We start from the raw sequence: 17959 nt of genomic DNA on the forward strand, positions 1-17959 counted from the left end.
CCGTTAATGAGACCGTGATTGGTTCTGTTTAATGGGCTTTTTCGGTTTCATTAAGGATATTGGATGTAGATATAAAATGATTGCTAAGCTTGCGGTTGGAGCAAGGCACGAAGCGAGCTCTAACGAATCTGAGGCGCCTTATTCAGGGATTTGAAGCATCCGCAGAAATCTAAGGAACCTTAGACACGCTAAATCCGAAAAAACAGCCGTTTACAGCGTTTTTTCGGGGGATTTTGGGAAATAACGTGTCTGATGTTCTTTACAATGTATAAGGAGGACCTAAAGGTCAAATAAGACGTCTTGAGTTCCTTAGAAAATCGTCTACCCATTCGCCAGGATAGTAACCGTATACTCTAAGATTAATTTTTATTTAACTTCCTTTCGGTCCGGTAACTGGCTTAAATAACTGTTGGACAAGTGTGCAAGATCCAATGCCCGATCATATTGTTCCTTCGTGATAAACCGTGAAGAAGACTGCCCACTGTTATTGGGTGTGGCTATAGCTGGAGATTTCTCATCTCCCGAAATCTTCGGCGTCTCTTCTGACGGAACATTCAACTGCTGTTGCACGGCATCCTGTCTGCCCGCATCAGCTAGGGAATAATGCGTTCCATCCCCGTATCCTTTCGCCGGAATGAAGAGAGAAGCATCGTTTAGCACCGACCCGGAAGGAAGGTAATAACGTTCGGGTAGCAGGTTTCCGCCTTCACGCAGTAAATCCTGTCCGAAGTGTAATTGGTCCTTCAGCGATACCCCGGTGAGTCCCGCAATCGTTGGCAGAATGTCCACCTGACCTCCGATCTGTTCCAGTTGTACACCCGGGGTAACGCCCGGGGCCGAGATAATGAGTGGAATATTAATCATATCTGCTGATGTGTATTCCCGACCATACAACTCTTTCATAAGGACTTTGTCATCCCGATCCAGTGAATAGATGGGAAGTCCCAGGTGATCCCCGTACAAGACAAACAAGCTATTTTCCCATAATCCCCGTTCTTTCAATCCAGCAATCAACTGTCCAACCGCCTGATCGGCATAATGCTGTGATATCAGATAATCACCGGGCAACGTATCCTTGTAACGCTCTGGCAGCGTCAGCTTCACCTTGTTTTTAGGCAAAGTGTACGGATGGTGGGCAGACATGGAGATGATATGGGCATAGAAGGGATCACCCGAAGACTGTATGGATTCCAGCTTATCCAGTGTTTTGGAATATAGTACTTCATCCGAGGCCGAAAAGGCGATAGTGTCCTGTGTGCCGAAATAATCAATATCATAATACTGGTCGAATCCAAGTGCCTTGTATAACTGATCCCTATTCCAGAAACGAACATCATTTGTATGGAATGTAGCTGTCTGATATCCGTTTGCTGACATCAACTTGGGTAGACTTGGCAGAGCTTTATCCGCATATACAGTTGTTGCTGCCCCATTCGGCGGGGTGTAGAACGATGTGTTCACAACAAATTCTGCATCCGATGTATTTCCCTGTCCGACTTGCTGATAAAAGTTCGGAAAATACAGGCTCTGTCTAGCCAATTGATTCAGATTAGGCGTAATCTCCTGTCCATCTACCTCTAATCCAATCAGGAAGTTCTGAAACGATTCCAACTGGAGCATAATCACATTGCGTCCGCTCGCGGCACCCTGCTCCACAATCGCAGGAAGTTCGGTCGTTTGCTTCAGTTGGTCGATGTCAGCCTGATCGATGTGAGTGATGGGCACAGGTTTATCAGGTCGATCCAGGATGGTATATGCCTCGTAACCGAGGATGCCCATCTGTTCTGCTTGTGTAAGCTCACTCATGCTGGCTCGATTGGGATAGATGTTGAGCATGCACAGGATCATGGACAGGGTCAGAATGACCGAGGCAACCCGTCTTCTGGCACGTCGTTCAAGCGGAATGCGGTTCGGACGTTCTGTACTCCCGAGCTTGATCCGACGACGAATGAGTATCCCCCCAATGATTAGAACATCTGCAAAAATAAACAAGTAATAGGGATCAAGCAATGAAAACATGCTGCTCTTGACCGATGTCACCTGATTTACCTGTGCCAACGCGTGATAGTTAACGATTACACCATAGTATTTGTAGTACATGATGGCTGCAAAGAAAATCCCTGAGAGCAGCAAATTCATGGCAAGGTATATCCACATCCGCCGCTTGGCAGCAAACCACTCAATCAGACAGAAGCCGATCCAGATGAGCGGCAATTCAGTCAGCAGTGGTTTCCAGACAGGGATGTCATCGAAGATAACAATCCAGGCCAGTGAACTTTTGATCATCATGATAATGGTAAAGAATATAAACGGTCCGCTTAGAAATCGGGTGAGTGAACTGCGTGACAAGGTACCGCCTTCCCTTCCGAAGTTTCATTTAACAAGTATTATCCTATCTCAGCATGGCTGTGTCAAAAATGAGAGCCTTCAACAATTGACGGCAAAAAACCTCTTCCATGCAGGAAGAGGTTTGAAAAAACATGGGCTACTGCGATAAAAGCCAGATGTGACCCAATCCGTTATTCTATAGTGTACGTTGTGACGTAAGAAGGTCTGGGGAACATGGTGGGCTTCTGTGCAGTCAGCCCTTCGCTTGTACTGCGGTTACGGTGAGCGTGACTATATGCCTGGGATTCCTGCCAGCCTTTGAAATGTTCCTCCGACTGCCAGAGTGTAAGTACGACATATGTGTCATCCTTCAGAGGACGAAGCACACGAATACCGACAAAGCCAGGCTCGTCTTCTACCTTGCGGGCACGGTTCTTGAACCGTTCTTCGAAATCGTTACGACCATCCTCTGTAACAGGGATATTGTTGAGAACAGCGTAACCACCGCCAGTCCAGGAGCCTGCGGCATCAAAAGCTTCATATGCGGCTATTTTATCATCAGACTCAATATTCATCAGGCGTTCTGCGGATTCAATAGCCAGACGCACGTGCTCTTCGCTTCGCAAAGTCAGATGCGGGTATGCAGCAAGTGCATCCGGAATCGGTGAAGGAACCAAATAGATATACATAGAAGCTGCCTCCTCATTAAGTACATTCTATTTCAAGATAGCATATGGAAATCAGTGAGTCCAATCGGCGGATCAACTGGTTTGAGCAAGTCTTTTCATGATAAAGTATAATCACTACAAACAGAACGGGTGATCGTATGACAACAACAATTCGGATATCGGTTAGACCTTTGGTGGAGTATGTGTACCGCAGTGGCAGCATACGTCCAGGGTTCCGGACCAACGCATCGATGCAGGAGGGAACTCGAATCCATCAGCGGGTACAGAAGGAGTACACGGAAGAGGATCTGAAAGAGATTGTGCTCGAAGCTGAGATTCAACATGGGGATCTGACCTATGTGGTGGAGGGACGATGTGACGGGTTAATTCGTCTGGAAGGTCAGTTGACGGTAGATGAGATCAAATCCACTGCGGGCAATCTGGATGATCTGGGAGAAGGTCTTCCAGTGCACTGGGCACAGGCCATGATGTATGCCTACATGTACGCCGTTCAGCAAGATGAACCACGCATGCAAGTGCAGTTGACGTATGTGCATTCGGTAACCCATGAAGAAAGACGGTTTCGCCGAATGGCAGAACGGCAGGAACTTGAGCAGTTTGCGGCAGAAGTGATTGCCGGTTATGCGCCATATGCAGAGATGATCGCTGCATATGAAGAAAAGCGAGATATCAGTGTGCGAGAGCTACCGTTTCCTTTTCGCAAATACAGGGAGGGACAGCGGAAGCTGGCAGGAGCCGTATACAAGACGATCCGTGAAGGTCAGGGATTGATGGCGAAAGCACCAACAGGCATTGGTAAAACGATGTCCGTGCTGTTCCCCACAGTCAAAGCAATTGGCGAAGGCGAAGCGAGCCGATTGTTCTATCTGACTGCGAGGACGACGACACGGGTGGCGGCAGAAGAAGCTTTTGCCCGGATGCAGTCGGAAGGATTGAAGATGCATGTAATCAGTCTGACAGCGAAGGACAAGATTTGTTTTAAGGAAGAGGAAGCTTGTGATACGGGGCAATGTGGCATGTGTGAAGGATATTATGACCGTATTAACGGGGCCGTGCTGGACATGCTGGAACATGAGACGTTGATGACACGTCCGGTCATCGAGCAGTATGCGCGCAAACATCGGGTGTGTCCGTTTGAGTTTTCACTGGATGCGGCGTATGCAGCCGATGCGGTGATCTGCGATTATAACTATATTTTTGATCCACGGATCTCTCTGAAAAGAATGTTGGAGGAGCAGAAACGCAAGACCGTGTTACTGGTGGACGAGGCCCATAATCTGGTCGATCGTGGCCGAATGATGTTTTCCGCCGAGCTGGAGAAGGCAGTGTTCCTGGATGTGAAAAGAGAGTTCCAGTCGCTGGACAGCAGTGTGCCTGCTGCCAAAGCCATTGTTGATTACACCGGGGCCATTGATAAGTATCTGATTACCCTTCGGAAAAACGGTGGAGAAGAAGGGAAGATCATCCAGCAGGAAGCACCGGAGGAACTGATTGAACGGCTGGAACCTTTTGTCATGGTCGCGGAGCAATGCCTTGTTGAAGGTGGATCGGGGAATGCCGAGACGGATCAGCTGCTGTTGGATGCCTACTTCACGGCACAGAATTTCCTGCGTATTGCCAAGCTGTATGATGAACGTTTTATTACGTATGCAGAGTGTGTTCGAAGTGAAGTGAGAGTGAAGTTATTCTGTCTTGATCCTTCCGTACTGCTTCGTCAGACGGCCAAAGGATTCCGCTCTCTCATTCATTTTTCGGCTACATTGTCACCCCTTCGCTATTATCGGGATATGCTGGGTGCAGAGGAAGAGGATTATACATTGCAGATTCCATCGCCGTTTCAGCGCGAACAATTGGATGTGAGACTCCTGCCCTTATCCGTGCGTTATAAGGACAGGGAACAGTCCCGGCGCCCCATTGCGGAGATGCTGCAACAGCTGGTAAGTGAATGGCCGCGCAGCAATTTAATGGTCTTCTTCCCTTCCTATCCTTATATGCGCGAGATATATGAAACCTATGCACAGCTTCCAAGTGAAGCGGATACGGTCATACAAAAGCAAGGCATGAACGAGCTGGAACGTGAGCAGTTTTTGGATGGATTTCAGCCGAATCCTGAACGAACACGCTTGGTATTTGCCGTCATGGGTGGTGTATTCTCAGAGGGTGTCGATCTGCCGGGAGATCGCTTGAATGGCGTGGTTGTGGTAGGTGCGGGGCTGCCGCAGATTGGTCTGGAGAACAACGTATTACGTGATTACTATGATCGGACAGGACGCAACGGATTCAATTATGCCTATATTTTCCCCGGTATGAACAAGGTGCTGCAGGCGGGTGGACGGCTGATTCGGACAGAGGAAGACAGGGGTGTGCTGGTGCTGGTCGACGATCGTTTTATCCAGGAACCGTATCGTTCCCTGCTGCCCGAGGAGTGGCGGGACTATAAACGAATTTGAATATGATGCATCTCCACAGCAATTTCAATGGAATCAGGCAAATGCTGAACCAAGAAGTTTAACATTTTTCTCAGATTTCTTTCCTTTATATGATTGAAGGGTAGGGTGAAAGGGTTATAACTTGGTTAGCAACGAACGAACAACGGCGATTACCCTATCCGTTCCGCGGTCCGCTTCGAAAGCAATCAAGGAGGTCGGTTATAATGAAGAGAAATCATACCATGATGCAGTTTTTTGAATGGCACCTGGCTGCAGACGGAGATCATTGGAAGCGACTGGCTGAAATGGCCCCGGAACTGAAAGCCAAAGGTATTGACTCGGTATGGGTACCACCCGTAACCAAGGCAGTGTCCGCAGAAGATACAGGTTATGGTGTATATGATCTGTACGATCTGGGCGAATTTGATCAAAAGGGTACCGTACGGACCAAATATGGCACCAAGCAGGAACTGGTGGAGGCCATTGCTGAGTGTCAGAAGAACGGCATTGCCGTCTATGTGGATCTGGTTATGAATCACAAGGCCGGAGCAGATGAGACGGAAGTGTTCAAAGTGATCGAGGTTGATCCGAATGATCGAACGAAGGAAATTTCTGAGCCGTTCGAAATTGAGGGCTGGACCAAATTCACATTCCCGGGTCGCGGAGATCAATACTCCTCCTTCAAGTGGAGCTCTGAACATTTCAACGGTACAGACTTTGACGCCAAGGGAGAACGAACAGGTGTATTCCGCATCGCAGGAGAGAATAAAAAATGGAATGAGAATGTTGATGATGAGTTTGGCAACTATGACTATCTGATGTTCGCCAATATAGATTATAACCACCCGGATGTTCGGCGCGAGATGATCGATTGGGGGAAATGGCTGATCGATACCCTTCAGTGCGGTGGGTTCCGGCTGGATGCGATTAAGCATATCAACCACGAATTCATCAAGGAGTTCGCAGCAGAGATGATCCGCAAACGCGGTCAGGATTTCTACATCGTAGGTGAGTTCTGGAATTCAAACCTGGATGCATGTCGTGAATTCCTTGATACGGTAGACTATCAGATCGACCTGTTTGATGTGTCTCTTCACTACAAGTTGCATGAGGCTTCGCTTGCAGGCAGAGACTTTGATCTCTCCAAAATTTTTGATGACACCCTGGTTCAGACGCATCCTACCCATGCGGTAACTTTTGTAGATAATCATGACTCCCAACCTCATGAAGCGTTGGAATCATGGATTGGAGATTGGTTTAAGCCGAGCGCTTATGCCTTGACGCTATTACGTCGTGATGGTTATCCGGTTGTATTTTACGGAGATTATTATGGCATTGGTGGACCTGAACCTGTGGATGGCAAAAAGGAGATTCTGGACATTCTGCTGTCTGCCCGCTGCAACAAGGCATATGGAGAGCAGGAAGATTACTTCGATCACGCGAATACGATTGGCTGGGTGCGTCGCGGCGTAGAGGAAATCGAAGGCTCCGGTTGTGCAGTGGTCATCTCCAACGGGGATGACGGTGAGAAGAGAATGTTCGTCGGAGAGCATCGTGCTGGTGAAGTCTGGGTGGATCTGACGAACAGCTGTGAGGATCAGATTACCATTGAGGAAGACGGCTGGGCCACCTTCCATGTGTGCGGTGGAGGCGTCTCGGTATGGGCACTTCCTGAACAGAATGAGGACTGCGCTGACGCTGAGTAACGGCATGTGCCAGGCAGGATAAGAAAAGGTACACGGATTGATATGAAAAACAGTATATAGATAGATCGTTATCGTTAAACCATCTGAACAGGAGAGCGAGTATACCTGTATCCAGGTGGTTTTTTTCATTTTTCTAGGTACAACTAAAACTCCATCCTAACGAACTGAGCGCACCTTATTTACACTGAATTAGCGTTATTGGAATTCTAACGAATCTCAGTAACCTTATTACTCTCAAAAACGATTGAAATAGTGCCAATTGGAGCAACATCACTAGATTAACGCGTTTGAGATTCGTTAGAATACTGGTAACTCGGATTTCAGCCGAATAAGGCCTCTCAGATTCGTTGGCTTAACGTGGGTTAAGGCTCGCCGCCATAGGCAAACGAATCACTGCTGTAAGTAAAAACATGAAATGAGAAAGGAATCAGCTTAGATTTAACAGCAGGATAAGGTTATTACTCTTCAAAATACTGATTCATCGTATCCCACATTCGATTGAACTCACTTCGTTCCATTGAAAATGCTCCAGGCTTCTCAGGTTTATGATGAGAAGTTGGCTCAAAGTTTAAGTATTCATGGTGTGTAGTGCACTCATAGTTTTTGCTGTTAATAAGGAATTCAACTCTATCCTTAAAGGGTCTTTCCAGTAATTTAACCACCATGATGTCTCCACTACTGGTGCTTCTTGCAGGAGAATATATCAAAAAGTAACCTTGTTCAAATCGATACTCCATAGCATTTACCTCCATTAGGATACAGAACGATTACGATACGAATCCATCACTTATCTAATACCCTCCGTTTACCTACTCCAGTTCAAATGATTCTAACGTGCCAACCATACGCAGATCATGCTCGCGGTTGAACTGTTCCCGTTTGTCCGCATCCGCGTACTCGTCATGATAATGCATTAGTACGGTTTTCCGTCTCACTTCTGCGGGTAACTGCTCCAGATCCTTCAATGAGGTATGAGATTTGATCACCAGATCATGCATATGACATTCATGGAAAATCAGCTGCACATCAGCGGCAACTTGCTCCACCCGTTCCTGGTCGAGTGTACTGTCAGCGCTGTAATAGAAGTAAGGCTTGGCGAGTATCCCATTGCTGACCATACCGGGAACATGTTTTGTCCGAAAGGTCTCAAACGTCACGCCGCCCAGTTCAAATGTGCCTCCATCTGGCAGGGGAACGACATCATAGTAATCGCTCATGGTACGTTCACCATCTGTTGTGTAGCGCATGCCTGGGGATAGAATGCTCCAGAGCGGATCTACCAATTGTTCGTGGATGAACAGACGGGGTTTGCGGTCGCCTACGATCTGTGCGTAATAACCCAGCATCTGTACACCATTAATATGATCTTCATGCAAATGGGTAATGAACACATTGTGAATATCGGTCATGGCGAATCCATATTCCTTGAGTGCTTTAGCATTTGATTCTGGGAAATCAATGACCAGATGCGTGTCTCCGAATTCAGCCAACATACTATTGTGGTGCTGCTCCACGCTAAACATATCTCCTGTGCCGAGAAAAGTAATTTTCAATTCATTTCATCTCCTTGTGTGATCTTCAAATCAGCATCCTTGCGTTAAATCCAGTATACCGTGTTCCCGAATATATGCCTAAATCAACCTTTTTTGATAACGCTATCATTTTATATTGAACTTTGATGATAAACAGTGTAGCGTAAAGATGGGAAGTGAACCCATATGAACGTAAATTCACCTAAAGGGAGCGTGCGAGGCGAATGAAACCTTTTCTGGATGAACAATTTTTGCTGCACAATGAAACGGCGATCAAGTTATATGAGGATTATGCCAAAGACATGCCGATTATTGATTATCATTGCCACCTCAGTCCTCAGGAGATCTACGAGAACAAAACCTTTGGCAATTTTACAGAGGCTTGGTTATACGGTGATCACTATAAGTGGCGGCTCATGCGCGCAAACGGAATTGAAGAGCAATATGTGACCGGCGGCGAGGGAGTAACCGATTACGATCGTTTCCTGGCTTACGCCAAAACGGTCCCCATGATGATTGGTAATCCGCTGTACGCCTGGTCTCACTTGGAATTACAGCGATATTTCGGCGTCTACGAAGTACTGAATGAGACAAGCGCACCAACCATCTGGGACAAAGTAAATGCCAAACTGAACAGTGACGGATTCGGTGCACGTGATCTAATTACCAAATCCAATGTCACTGTTGTGTGTACAACCGATGATCCAACGGATTCTCTGGAGTATCATCTGAAGATTCAGGAAATCGAAGGCTTTGACACGGCGGTATTGCCTTCTTTCCGCCCGGATAAAGGCTTGGAATTGAACCGGGATACCTTCACCGAATGGGTAGGCAAGCTGTCGCAGGCATCTGGCACTGCGATTTCAGATTATGAATCCTTCCTTGCTGCGTTGGAGTCCCGAGTGGAATTCTTCCATTCCGTCGGCGGCAGAGTCTCTGACCATGCACTCGATTATGTTCCATACGGCGTGGCTACACGCGAAGAGGCTGGTGCCATCTTTGCAAAGGCACTTGCAGGTCAGAAGGTAACTCGTGAGGAAGAGGACAAGTACAAGACAGTGACGCTGACGTTCCTTGGCAAACTGTATGCAGAGCGAGGCTGGGTGATGCAGTTCCACATTAATGCAGCCCGTAACAACAATACGCGGATGTTTGCCAAGCTTGGGCCGGATACCGGTTACGATGCCGTGAATGATACGCCACTGTCATCGGCAATGATTGGATTGCTCGACGCGTTGGAGCAGCAACAAGCACTGCCCAAAACGATTCTGTATTCTCTGAATCCAAGGGACAACGAGGTGCTCGCGGCGATCATCGGCAGCTTCCAGGGAGGGGGCATTCCGGGCAAAATCCAGCTTGGCGCAGCCTGGTGGTTCAATGATACAAAGGACGGCATGCTTGCTCAGATGAAAGCACTGGCGAATGTTGGTCTGCTCAGCCGATTTGTCGGCATGCTAACCGATTCACGTAGCTTCCTGTCCTACACCCGCCATGAGTATTTCCGTCGTCTGGTCTGCAACCTCATCGGTGAATGGGCCGAACAAGGGGAGGCACCGCAGGATCTGGAGCTGCTTGGTCAGATCGTACAAGGCATTGCCTACAACAATGCAAAAGAATATTTCCCGTTTGCCTCAGTGCTTAAAACAGTCTCTGCTTCACAGTCCTGATAATTAACAAGCGCATCTAATCATGCAGGTTATACGATAGAAAGATTCTCTAGTTTCTACTTTTCAATCGCAATAAAATGCTCCCATTTCTTACCCCCGGGTCATCATCCACCGGAGTAGGGAATGGGAGCTTCTTTGTAAGTTGAATTTATGGAATGGCACATAATAAGTATAGCGGCCTCCAATGAATGCCAAATGACAAAACCCATAATCAAGCGCGTATAGGCTCTTGGTTATGGGTTTATATTGGTTATTTTTAGATGTTTGACATTCGTTTCTTACGATAATATACTTAGTACACCTAATTAATTGTGCATCTATTTAATTGTACTGCTATTTAATAGATGTCCTATGATGTTGGATGTCTATGGAATGATAAAGGAAGAAGGAGGGACCCATTATGACTGGTATAGATCCGGTCGCTCAGAAGCTTTTGTACTCCATTATGCAGTTTAATAAAGGCAAATGGAGGCAACATAAACCTCATGGGCGCAATCACAATGAAATTATGGTGCTGGGTTGTTTACTCCACGGGATGCATCCGGGAGAACAATTGAACTGGCAGGACAATCCGCCTGATTTCAATGACACGATCCAATCCAATCATCCTGGAATGAAAGTCTCGGAAATCAGCGCATTGTTACGAGTGAAGTCACCAACCATTACACCTGTTATTCGTGGCCTTGAAGATGAGGGGCTGGTCAAACGGACGATGGACCCGGAGGATCGCCGTGCTGTCCGCATCACGATCACTGAAGCAGGTCGTGAAATTATTCGGGCTGCTCACCAAGAGCGTATGGAAATATTCAATAAGTTAGTTGAGCATTTGGGTGAGCAAGACAGTACTCAGCTGGCTGAGTTGTTGACAAAGGTATACACCTTTTTTGATACATTAACTTCCTTGCAAAAGGATGATTCGACAAGAGGAGATGATACGCCATGATGAAACTGTTTAGCATGCTGAAGCCATACCGAATTCCGATTATTTTCATTCTGGTTTTGGTACTGTTTCAGTCGCTTGCTGAATTGTACCTGCCTACGTTAATGGCAGATATTGTGAATGACGGCATCATTAAAGGGGATATCCCGTATATCTGGCAGATTGGTGGATGGATGTTGGTCATCGCGATTGGCGGAACAGCGTGTTCGGTGATTGCCAGTTATCTCTCATCTCGAACAGCGGGTGGATTTGCCAAACAACTGCGGAGCAGAGTATTTCGCCATGTGGAGAACTTCTCTCTCCAAGAGTTCGATAAGATGGGTACTGCTTCACTGATTACGCGTACGACGAATGACATTACGCAGGTACAGAACGTACTTACGATGATGCTGCGCATGATGATTATGGCTCCCCTCATGTGTATCGGGGGGATCTTCATGGCGGTATCTCAGGACGCCAAATTATCTACGATTTTCCTGGTCGTGCTTCCGGTACTGGGTGGAGCCATTGCGCTAATTGGTGCCAAGGGTTTACCTTTGTTCAAAACCATTCAGAAAAAGCTGGATCGTCTCAACCTGGTGCTGCGTGAGCAGTTAACAGGGATTCGGGTTGTTCGTTCCTTTAACCGTGGGGAGCATGAGAAAGTGCGCTTTAACGGTGCCAATACAGAACTGAGAGATTCATCGATCAAAGTTAATGTGCTCATGGCAACCATCATGCCTGTGATGATGCTGGTTATGAACTTTTCAATGATTGCCATCCTTTATTTTGGGGGAATGCGGATCGACAGTGGCAATATGAACATCGGTGCATTGATTGCCTTTATCCAATATGCAATGCAAATCATGTTCTCACTGATTATGGTTTCCATGATCTTTGTCATGATTCCAAGAGCTTCAGCATCGGCAGAACGGATCAACGAAGTGCTTGATATGCAGCCGGATCTTAGCAATCCCGAGCAGCCTCTTGGCATGAAATCCATGCAGGGTATGATTGAGTTTGACAATGTAACTTTTCGTTATCCGGGTGCAGAGAATCCAGCTTTATCCAATATCTCCTTCACAGCTCGCTCAGGTGAGACAACAGCCATCATTGGCGGTACGGGTTCTGGGAAATCAACATTGCTCAGTCTTATCCCACGATTTTATGATGTGACCGAAGGTAGTGTTCGGGTAAATGGTACAGATGTGCGTGAACTTCGGCAGGAAGATTTACGTGCCAAAATTGGCTTTGTACCACAAAAAGCAGTTCTCTTCACGGGTACGATTACGGAGAATATTCGTCACGGGAAAGACGATGCCACAATGGATGAAGTTGTGCATGCGGCCCGTACGGCTCAGGCTGAGAACTTCATTACCGAGATGAAAGAGGGATATGACAGTCTTATCGCGCAAGGCGGTAACAACGTGTCTGGTGGACAAAAGCAACGTCTTTCCATCGCTCGCGCACTTGTTCGCCGTCCGGAAGTCTATATCTTTGATGACAGTTTCTCTGCTCTCGATTTTAAAACAGATGCTAAACTTCGTGCTGCGCTGAAGTCTGAAACGACAGAAGCGGCTGTGCTAATTGTTGCGCAACGCGTAAGTACAGTAATGGATGCCGATCGAATTTTGGTTATGGATGAGGGCCGAATTGTCGGTTCAGGAACACATAAAGAGCTGCTGGAGCACAATGAAGTGTATCGCGAGATTGTATCCTCCCAGCTGACAGAGGAGGAGATCGCATGAGTGAACGTACAGAACGCAAGTCGCCTCGTCCCCATGGTGGGCCGGGTCCAGGTCCCGGAATGGGCATGCGACCTCCCGCTGAGAAAGCCAAAGATTTCAAAGGCACACTGCGTCGCTTGATTCGTTATCTCCAGCCCCATAGTTCTCGTCTGTTAGGTGTGCTGGTTGCAGCCATCTTGAGTACCGTATTCAGCATCATCAGTCCAAAAGTTATGGCCGAAGGAACGGATATTCTCAGTAAAGGCGCCATTGCCATCCTTCAAGGTGTACAGGGAGCCGGGATTGATTTTCCTGCATTGATGAAAGTATTATATCTGCTTGGCGGACTGTATCTGTTCAGTGCTGCATTTATGTATGTTCAGCAATACCTGATGGCTGGTGTGGCCCAGCGTGTTGTATATGACATGCGTGAGCAGATCAGTGCAAAGGTTGGACGTCTTCCTTTGAAATATTTTGACTCCCGCACAACTGGGGAGACACTTAGCCGTGCCACGAATGACGTGGACAATATCAGTAATACACTTCAGCAAAGTTTGGCACAGTTCATTACATCTATCGTCACAATTGTCGGCGTAATTATTATGATGCTGACGATTAGTCCATGGATGACCTTGATCACGATTTTGACGTTGCCACTCAGTGTAGTTGTTGTCATGCTGGTCGCATCTCGTTCTCAAAAACACTTTGCGGGTCAACAGAAATCCCTTGGGGAACTGAATGGTCATGTCGAAGAGATGTACACGGGACACAAGGTCGTCAAAGCATTTGGACGTGAAGAACAATCCGTACAGCAATTTGAGAAGGTCAATGAAGAACTGTATGAATCCGGCTGGAAAGCCCAGTTTATCTCCGGTATTATTATGCCGCTCATGAGTTTTGTGGGTAATCTGGGTTATGTGCTGATCTGTGTGGTTGGTGGGATTTTCGTTACACGCGGATCGATCTCTATCGGGGATATTCTGGCCTTCACACAGTACTCCCGTCAATTCACACAACCGATTAACCAGATTGCAAATATCTCCAATATCATTCAATCAACGATTGCTTCGGCAGAACGAGTATTCGAGTTGCTGGATGAAGAGGAAGAAGTTCCGGAGTCCAAACAACCCGTGCAACTACAGCAGCCTAAAGGTGCGGTTGCATTCCAAGGTGTTAACTTTGGATATAAAGAAAATGAACTGCTCATTCATAACATGAATATTGATGTAAAACCGGGACAGACGGTAGCCATTGTTGGACCAACGGGAGCCGGTAAAACAACTCTCATCAACCTGTTAATGCGTTTCTACGAAATTCAGGATGGTCGGATTACGATTGACGGTGCCGACATTAAGGACATGGAGCGTGGCAAGCTGCGCAGTCTGTTCGGCATGGTGCTTCAGGATACCTGGTTGTTCAACGGAACGATTCGGGACAACATCGCGTATGGTCGAGAAGGTTCTACGGAAGAGGATGTCATCAAGGCAGCCATTGCGGCACATGCGGATCACTTTATCCGTACACTGCCTGATGGTTATGATACGGTGCTGAATGAAGAGGCGTCGAACATCTCTCAAGGGCAGAAACAGTTGCTGACCATTGCAAGAGCGATTCTGGCGAACCCAGCCATCCTCATTCTGGATGAAGCGACGAGTAGCGTGGATACACGGACCGAAGTATTTATCCAGAAAGCAATGAATGATCTGATGAAGGATCGCACGAGCTTTGTCATTGCACACCGTTTGTCCACTATTCGCGGCGCCGATCTGATCCTGGTTATGGATCATGGTAACGTGATTGAACAGGGCAATCATGATGAATTGATGGCAAGTCAGGGCTTCTATGCGGATCTGTACAATAGTCAGTTTGCGGAGCAACAACCGCAGGCGATCTGATTACAGATGTAATTAAAAAGAATAGCCGGGAGCACCCTAGTAGGGTTCCCGGCTATTTGTCGTATCTCCAGAGGATTGACGCTGAGATATGAAGTATTTATTTACTGATCCTTAGTCTCCTTTGCAGGTTCATCTGCTCCGTTGCTAGAGATCGAGTTCACTTCTACTTTTGCGTCGTCGCTGTTCACTTCCTCCAGTGCAGACGGAGCGGGTTCACCCGGGATCAATTCGCGCTGCTCAATCATGCGTTTGACGACTTCATAACAGTCATCCACATGTTTGTTACCCACATAGCGCATGGCTGTGAAGCTGAGTGCAGCAGCCAATCCCTGTCCTGCAAAGGGGACAAATTTGGCGACTGATTTGGTGGCTACGCGTACGCCGACTCTTTTCAGAACCTGTACCACCAATTCCTTGGTGATCATACGACCGATGACTTTGCTTCCGATGGACATGACGAATCCATAGATCATGGATTTGGTCTCGGGGTCCATGCCGTCCAGCTGTTTTTGTGATAATCCGAATTTATTGTTAATGGCAGGCAACAGCTGCATCAGCATCCCCACATCAGCCAGTACGTCTGTACCGGGCAGCGGAACGAGTGTTGTACCGGCAGATGCGGTAGCTCTTTTGCGAACCATGGTACGGCATTCCTTGCGAACTTGCTCCAATTGTTCCAACGTTGCCGGAATCATAGGGAATCCCTCCATTCGTATATGGTATAGATATAACCGTTTTGACTCGATTTGAATGGGTTCTCACCAGCAAAATTTGCAGCCTTATGACATAAGGTGTGGAGAAACCCTTTTTCTCATGCATACATCTGGTTAAACAAGGAAATGGTTTTATAAGATAAAGGATCATCTTTATTAGTTGAACCTTACATTTACACGAGAACGAAGAGGACAGAAATAACCTGAAGAAACGAAGTGTTCGCCTAAAAGCTTTCTGCAAGAAAGCTACATCGGAAGCATACGCTTATCCCCATATTTTCACCTTTGCAAAATTAAATCAAAAAAATCTGGGGATAACAGCGATCGGAAGATTATTCTGGCATCGGAGTGGCAAGTGTGAATATTCTTATGTTGAACTTATATAGCTATTACGAATGAATGAGGATTAGGATGCATATCCGGTTGGGGAACCTATTTGAAATCATGATGAGTACTTAGCGCAAGGCTTGTTTACGGCTTCGACCTTTGTGGGTAAAGGGTAACAAGCATTGGAATGGAGGAAGAGGGATGGAATTTAACAAAGCGTTGTTAATTCATCATCATCATTCGGGTAAGGCCAATCGTGAGAATACAGTGGGCCTTGTGGCTGGTGTGCTGGCTCCCGCTGTCCATGAACTCGTCATTGTGCGTACGGATGAACCGGGTGAAGGAGAGAAGTTGTGTCGTGAGCGCGGGGAGCAATTCGATGTGGTGTTTATCCTGGGTGGGGATGGCACAGTACATGAATGCGTGAATGGACTGGCTGATCTGCAACATCCTCCGTTGATTGGTGTATTGCCTGGAGGTACCTGTAATGATTTTGCGCGTTCGCTCGGCATTTCACCGGATGCAGAGACTGCCGCACAAGAAATGCTTGCAGGTCGGGTGGTATCCATTGATGTTGGACGAGCTAATGATCGGGTGTTCACGAACTTTTTCGGTATTGGCTTAATCAGTGATGCATCGCAGAATATTAACGAGAATCTGAAAGGCGCGCTGGGTAAGCTCAGTTATTTTATCAGCACGTTGCAGACGATTAGTCATACAGAGCCGTTTCGATACCAACTGGAGGCGGATGGGAAAGAGATGGAAGGCGAAGCTGTGATGATCTATGCAGCCAACGGCCGTTTTCTGGGAACCAATGCATTACCCTTTGCACCGGATGCGTTGCAGGATGGCGAACTGGACGTGCTCATTATTCATGAGACAGGCATTCCGCTGCTGCGAGAGATTCTGTCGCACAAGCCGGAGGGAGATTGGCAACCTCAGAGTGAGAGTATTTCATACTTCAAGGCATCTACACTAAAAGTGAAGACGGATGTCCCGATGTCAGCTGACACGGACGGCGAATTGTATATGAAGACCCCCGCCCAGCTATCGGTGCTGACGGGTCATCTGAAGTTTCTAACCGGGGAGGGTTATTAGATCCCCCGGTTTTTTAGGTTGATTTTAGCTGATCGGAAACTTAAACATTCCCTACCTGATCTTTCATATGACGTTGCCTAAACTCATCCTCCAGCATGCTCATCTGAATGGCATCATGGTATTGATGATTGTAGAACAAGACATCTCGCTTCACACCTTCGCGCTGGAATCCGAGTTTCTCATACGTGCGAATGGCTCGCTCGTTGAAGGCGTACATTTCGAGCTCAATTCGATGCAGGTTACAGATGCCGAAGCCGTAGTCCAGCATAAGCAGTAACGCCTCACTACCGTAGCCTTTTCCTTGATGCTCCGCCTGATCGATGGCAACCCGAATATGTGCACTGCGATTCTTGGCATGCATGTCCATCAGGACGACATCTCCGATGATCTGGTCATTTTCCTGTAAAGCAATAAGTAGCATGAGTCTGGTGTCATCTTGTGCAGCGCTCTCAACATAACGTTCAACCTGAGCGCGTGTAAAACTGTTCTGTGTTCCTGTCAGCCTACGCATCTCGGCGTCAAACAGACCGGGGAAATAAGCATCCACATCTGTAATCTCGAAAGGACGCAGATATATGCGCGACGTTTCTAGCAGACGGGGGATACGTGGGGATTGTTTTGGTGGTGACATAGTTGTTTCCTCCTATGGGTTCAAGGCTAGTGTTATTCATGTTATGTATCGTATTAATCAACGGAAAATAGATAATTAACAACACTTTACCATATTTTCTCATGCTTGTAGCTATAATGGTCGATATAAGTATTGTCGTGCTTGCTAAGTCGAAGAGAAACCTAGTTTGAAGATTCGTATTACTCTGCTCGAATTACATATTTTGATTTGCTGTACTGTATACATAGCTGCGTTGTAGTAAACCAGACATTCATAGTCTTAAAGAGACGTATCAGTTTACCTTAGCAGGCCGATAGAT

The 17959-nt window shown here is 47.0% G+C and carries 13 protein-coding genes; 7 read left to right on the forward strand and 6 right to left on the reverse strand.

What is annotated here, in order from left to right; translation table 11 throughout:
* Window positions 1–366: 366 nt before the first annotated feature.
* Both BLS69_RS21245 and BLS69_RS32865 read right to left on the reverse strand, forming a co-directional pair.
* Entirely contained in the window at window positions 367–2289 is a 1923-nt protein-coding gene (locus tag BLS69_RS21245) for an LTA synthase family protein (RefSeq protein ID WP_091036550.1), read from the reverse strand.
* A 230-nt stretch (window positions 2290–2519) separates the two neighbouring features.
* Window positions 2520–3017 (reverse strand): antibiotic biosynthesis monooxygenase family protein, encoded by a 498-nt coding sequence (locus BLS69_RS32865; protein WP_076253722.1) that lies wholly within the window; start codon window positions 3015–3017, stop codon window positions 2520–2522.
* Between the two features lie 137 nt (window positions 3018–3154).
* On the opposite strand from BLS69_RS32865, the gene BLS69_RS21255 reads away from it, so the two are divergent.
* The gene (locus tag BLS69_RS21255; RefSeq protein ID WP_091035938.1) at window positions 3155–5467 is read left to right on the forward strand and encodes an ATP-dependent DNA helicase; all 2313 of its coding nucleotides are present in this window, start codon (window positions 3155–3157) and stop codon (window positions 5465–5467) included.
* A gap of 203 nt (window positions 5468–5670) precedes the next feature.
* Window positions 5671–7152: an alpha-amylase gene (locus tag BLS69_RS21260; RefSeq protein ID WP_091035941.1), complete on the forward strand. Its 1482-nt coding sequence runs from the start codon at window positions 5671–5673 to the stop codon at window positions 7150–7152.
* Between the two features lie 458 nt (window positions 7153–7610).
* On the opposite strand, the gene BLS69_RS21265 is transcribed toward BLS69_RS21260, so the two are convergent.
* Window positions 7611–7889 (reverse strand): hypothetical protein, encoded by a 279-nt coding sequence (locus tag BLS69_RS21265; protein WP_091035943.1) that lies wholly within the window; start codon window positions 7887–7889, stop codon window positions 7611–7613.
* 72 nt (window positions 7890–7961) lie between these two features.
* On the reverse strand, window positions 7962–8705 hold the full coding sequence (locus tag BLS69_RS21270) for an MBL fold metallo-hydrolase (protein ID WP_091035946.1): 744 nt from the start codon (window positions 8703–8705) through the stop codon (window positions 7962–7964).
* Window positions 8706–8908: 203 nt separating this feature from the next.
* Between BLS69_RS21270 and uxaC the strand changes: the two genes are divergently transcribed.
* From uxaC to BLS69_RS21290, 4 genes are all read left to right on the forward strand, one after another.
* Window positions 8909–10351: a glucuronate isomerase gene (gene uxaC, locus BLS69_RS21275; protein WP_091035949.1), complete on the forward strand. Its 1443-nt coding sequence runs from the start codon at window positions 8909–8911 to the stop codon at window positions 10349–10351.
* A 400-nt stretch (window positions 10352–10751) separates the two neighbouring features.
* Window positions 10752–11294: a MarR family winged helix-turn-helix transcriptional regulator gene (locus BLS69_RS21280; protein ID WP_091035952.1), complete on the forward strand. Its 543-nt coding sequence runs from the start codon at window positions 10752–10754 to the stop codon at window positions 11292–11294.
* Window positions 11291–13018, forward strand: coding sequence for an ABC transporter ATP-binding protein (locus tag BLS69_RS21285; RefSeq protein ID WP_091035954.1), 1728 nt, complete (start codon window positions 11291–11293; stop codon window positions 13016–13018). Before BLS69_RS21280 ends, BLS69_RS21285 begins: the two co-directional genes overlap by 4 nt.
* The gene (locus BLS69_RS21290) at window positions 13015–14892 is read left to right on the forward strand and encodes an ABC transporter ATP-binding protein (protein WP_091035957.1); all 1878 of its coding nucleotides are present in this window, start codon (window positions 13015–13017) and stop codon (window positions 14890–14892) included. The genes BLS69_RS21285 and BLS69_RS21290 overlap by 4 nt, the downstream gene beginning before the upstream one ends.
* A 101-nt stretch (window positions 14893–14993) precedes the next feature.
* On the opposite strand, the gene BLS69_RS21295 is transcribed toward BLS69_RS21290, so the two are convergent.
* Window positions 14994–15587: a hypothetical protein gene (locus BLS69_RS21295; protein WP_091035960.1), complete on the reverse strand. Its 594-nt coding sequence runs from the start codon at window positions 15585–15587 to the stop codon at window positions 14994–14996.
* A gap of 546 nt (window positions 15588–16133) precedes the next feature.
* On the opposite strand from BLS69_RS21295, the gene BLS69_RS21300 reads away from it, so the two are divergent.
* Entirely contained in the window at window positions 16134–17030 is an 897-nt protein-coding gene (locus tag BLS69_RS21300; RefSeq protein WP_091035962.1) for a diacylglycerol/lipid kinase family protein, read from the forward strand.
* Between the two features lie 40 nt (window positions 17031–17070).
* On the opposite strand, the gene BLS69_RS21305 is transcribed toward BLS69_RS21300, so the two are convergent.
* Window positions 17071–17661 carry a GNAT family N-acetyltransferase gene (locus tag BLS69_RS21305; protein WP_091035965.1) on the reverse strand — a complete coding sequence of 197 codons (591 nt, stop codon included), beginning with the start codon at window positions 17659–17661 and terminating at the stop codon, window positions 17071–17073.
* Window positions 17662–17959 lie beyond the last annotated feature (298 nt).

Origin of the sequence: Paenibacillus sp. CF095, from assembly GCF_900101225.1 — a bacterium.
Lineage (GTDB): Bacteria > Bacillota > Bacilli > Paenibacillales > Paenibacillaceae > Paenibacillus.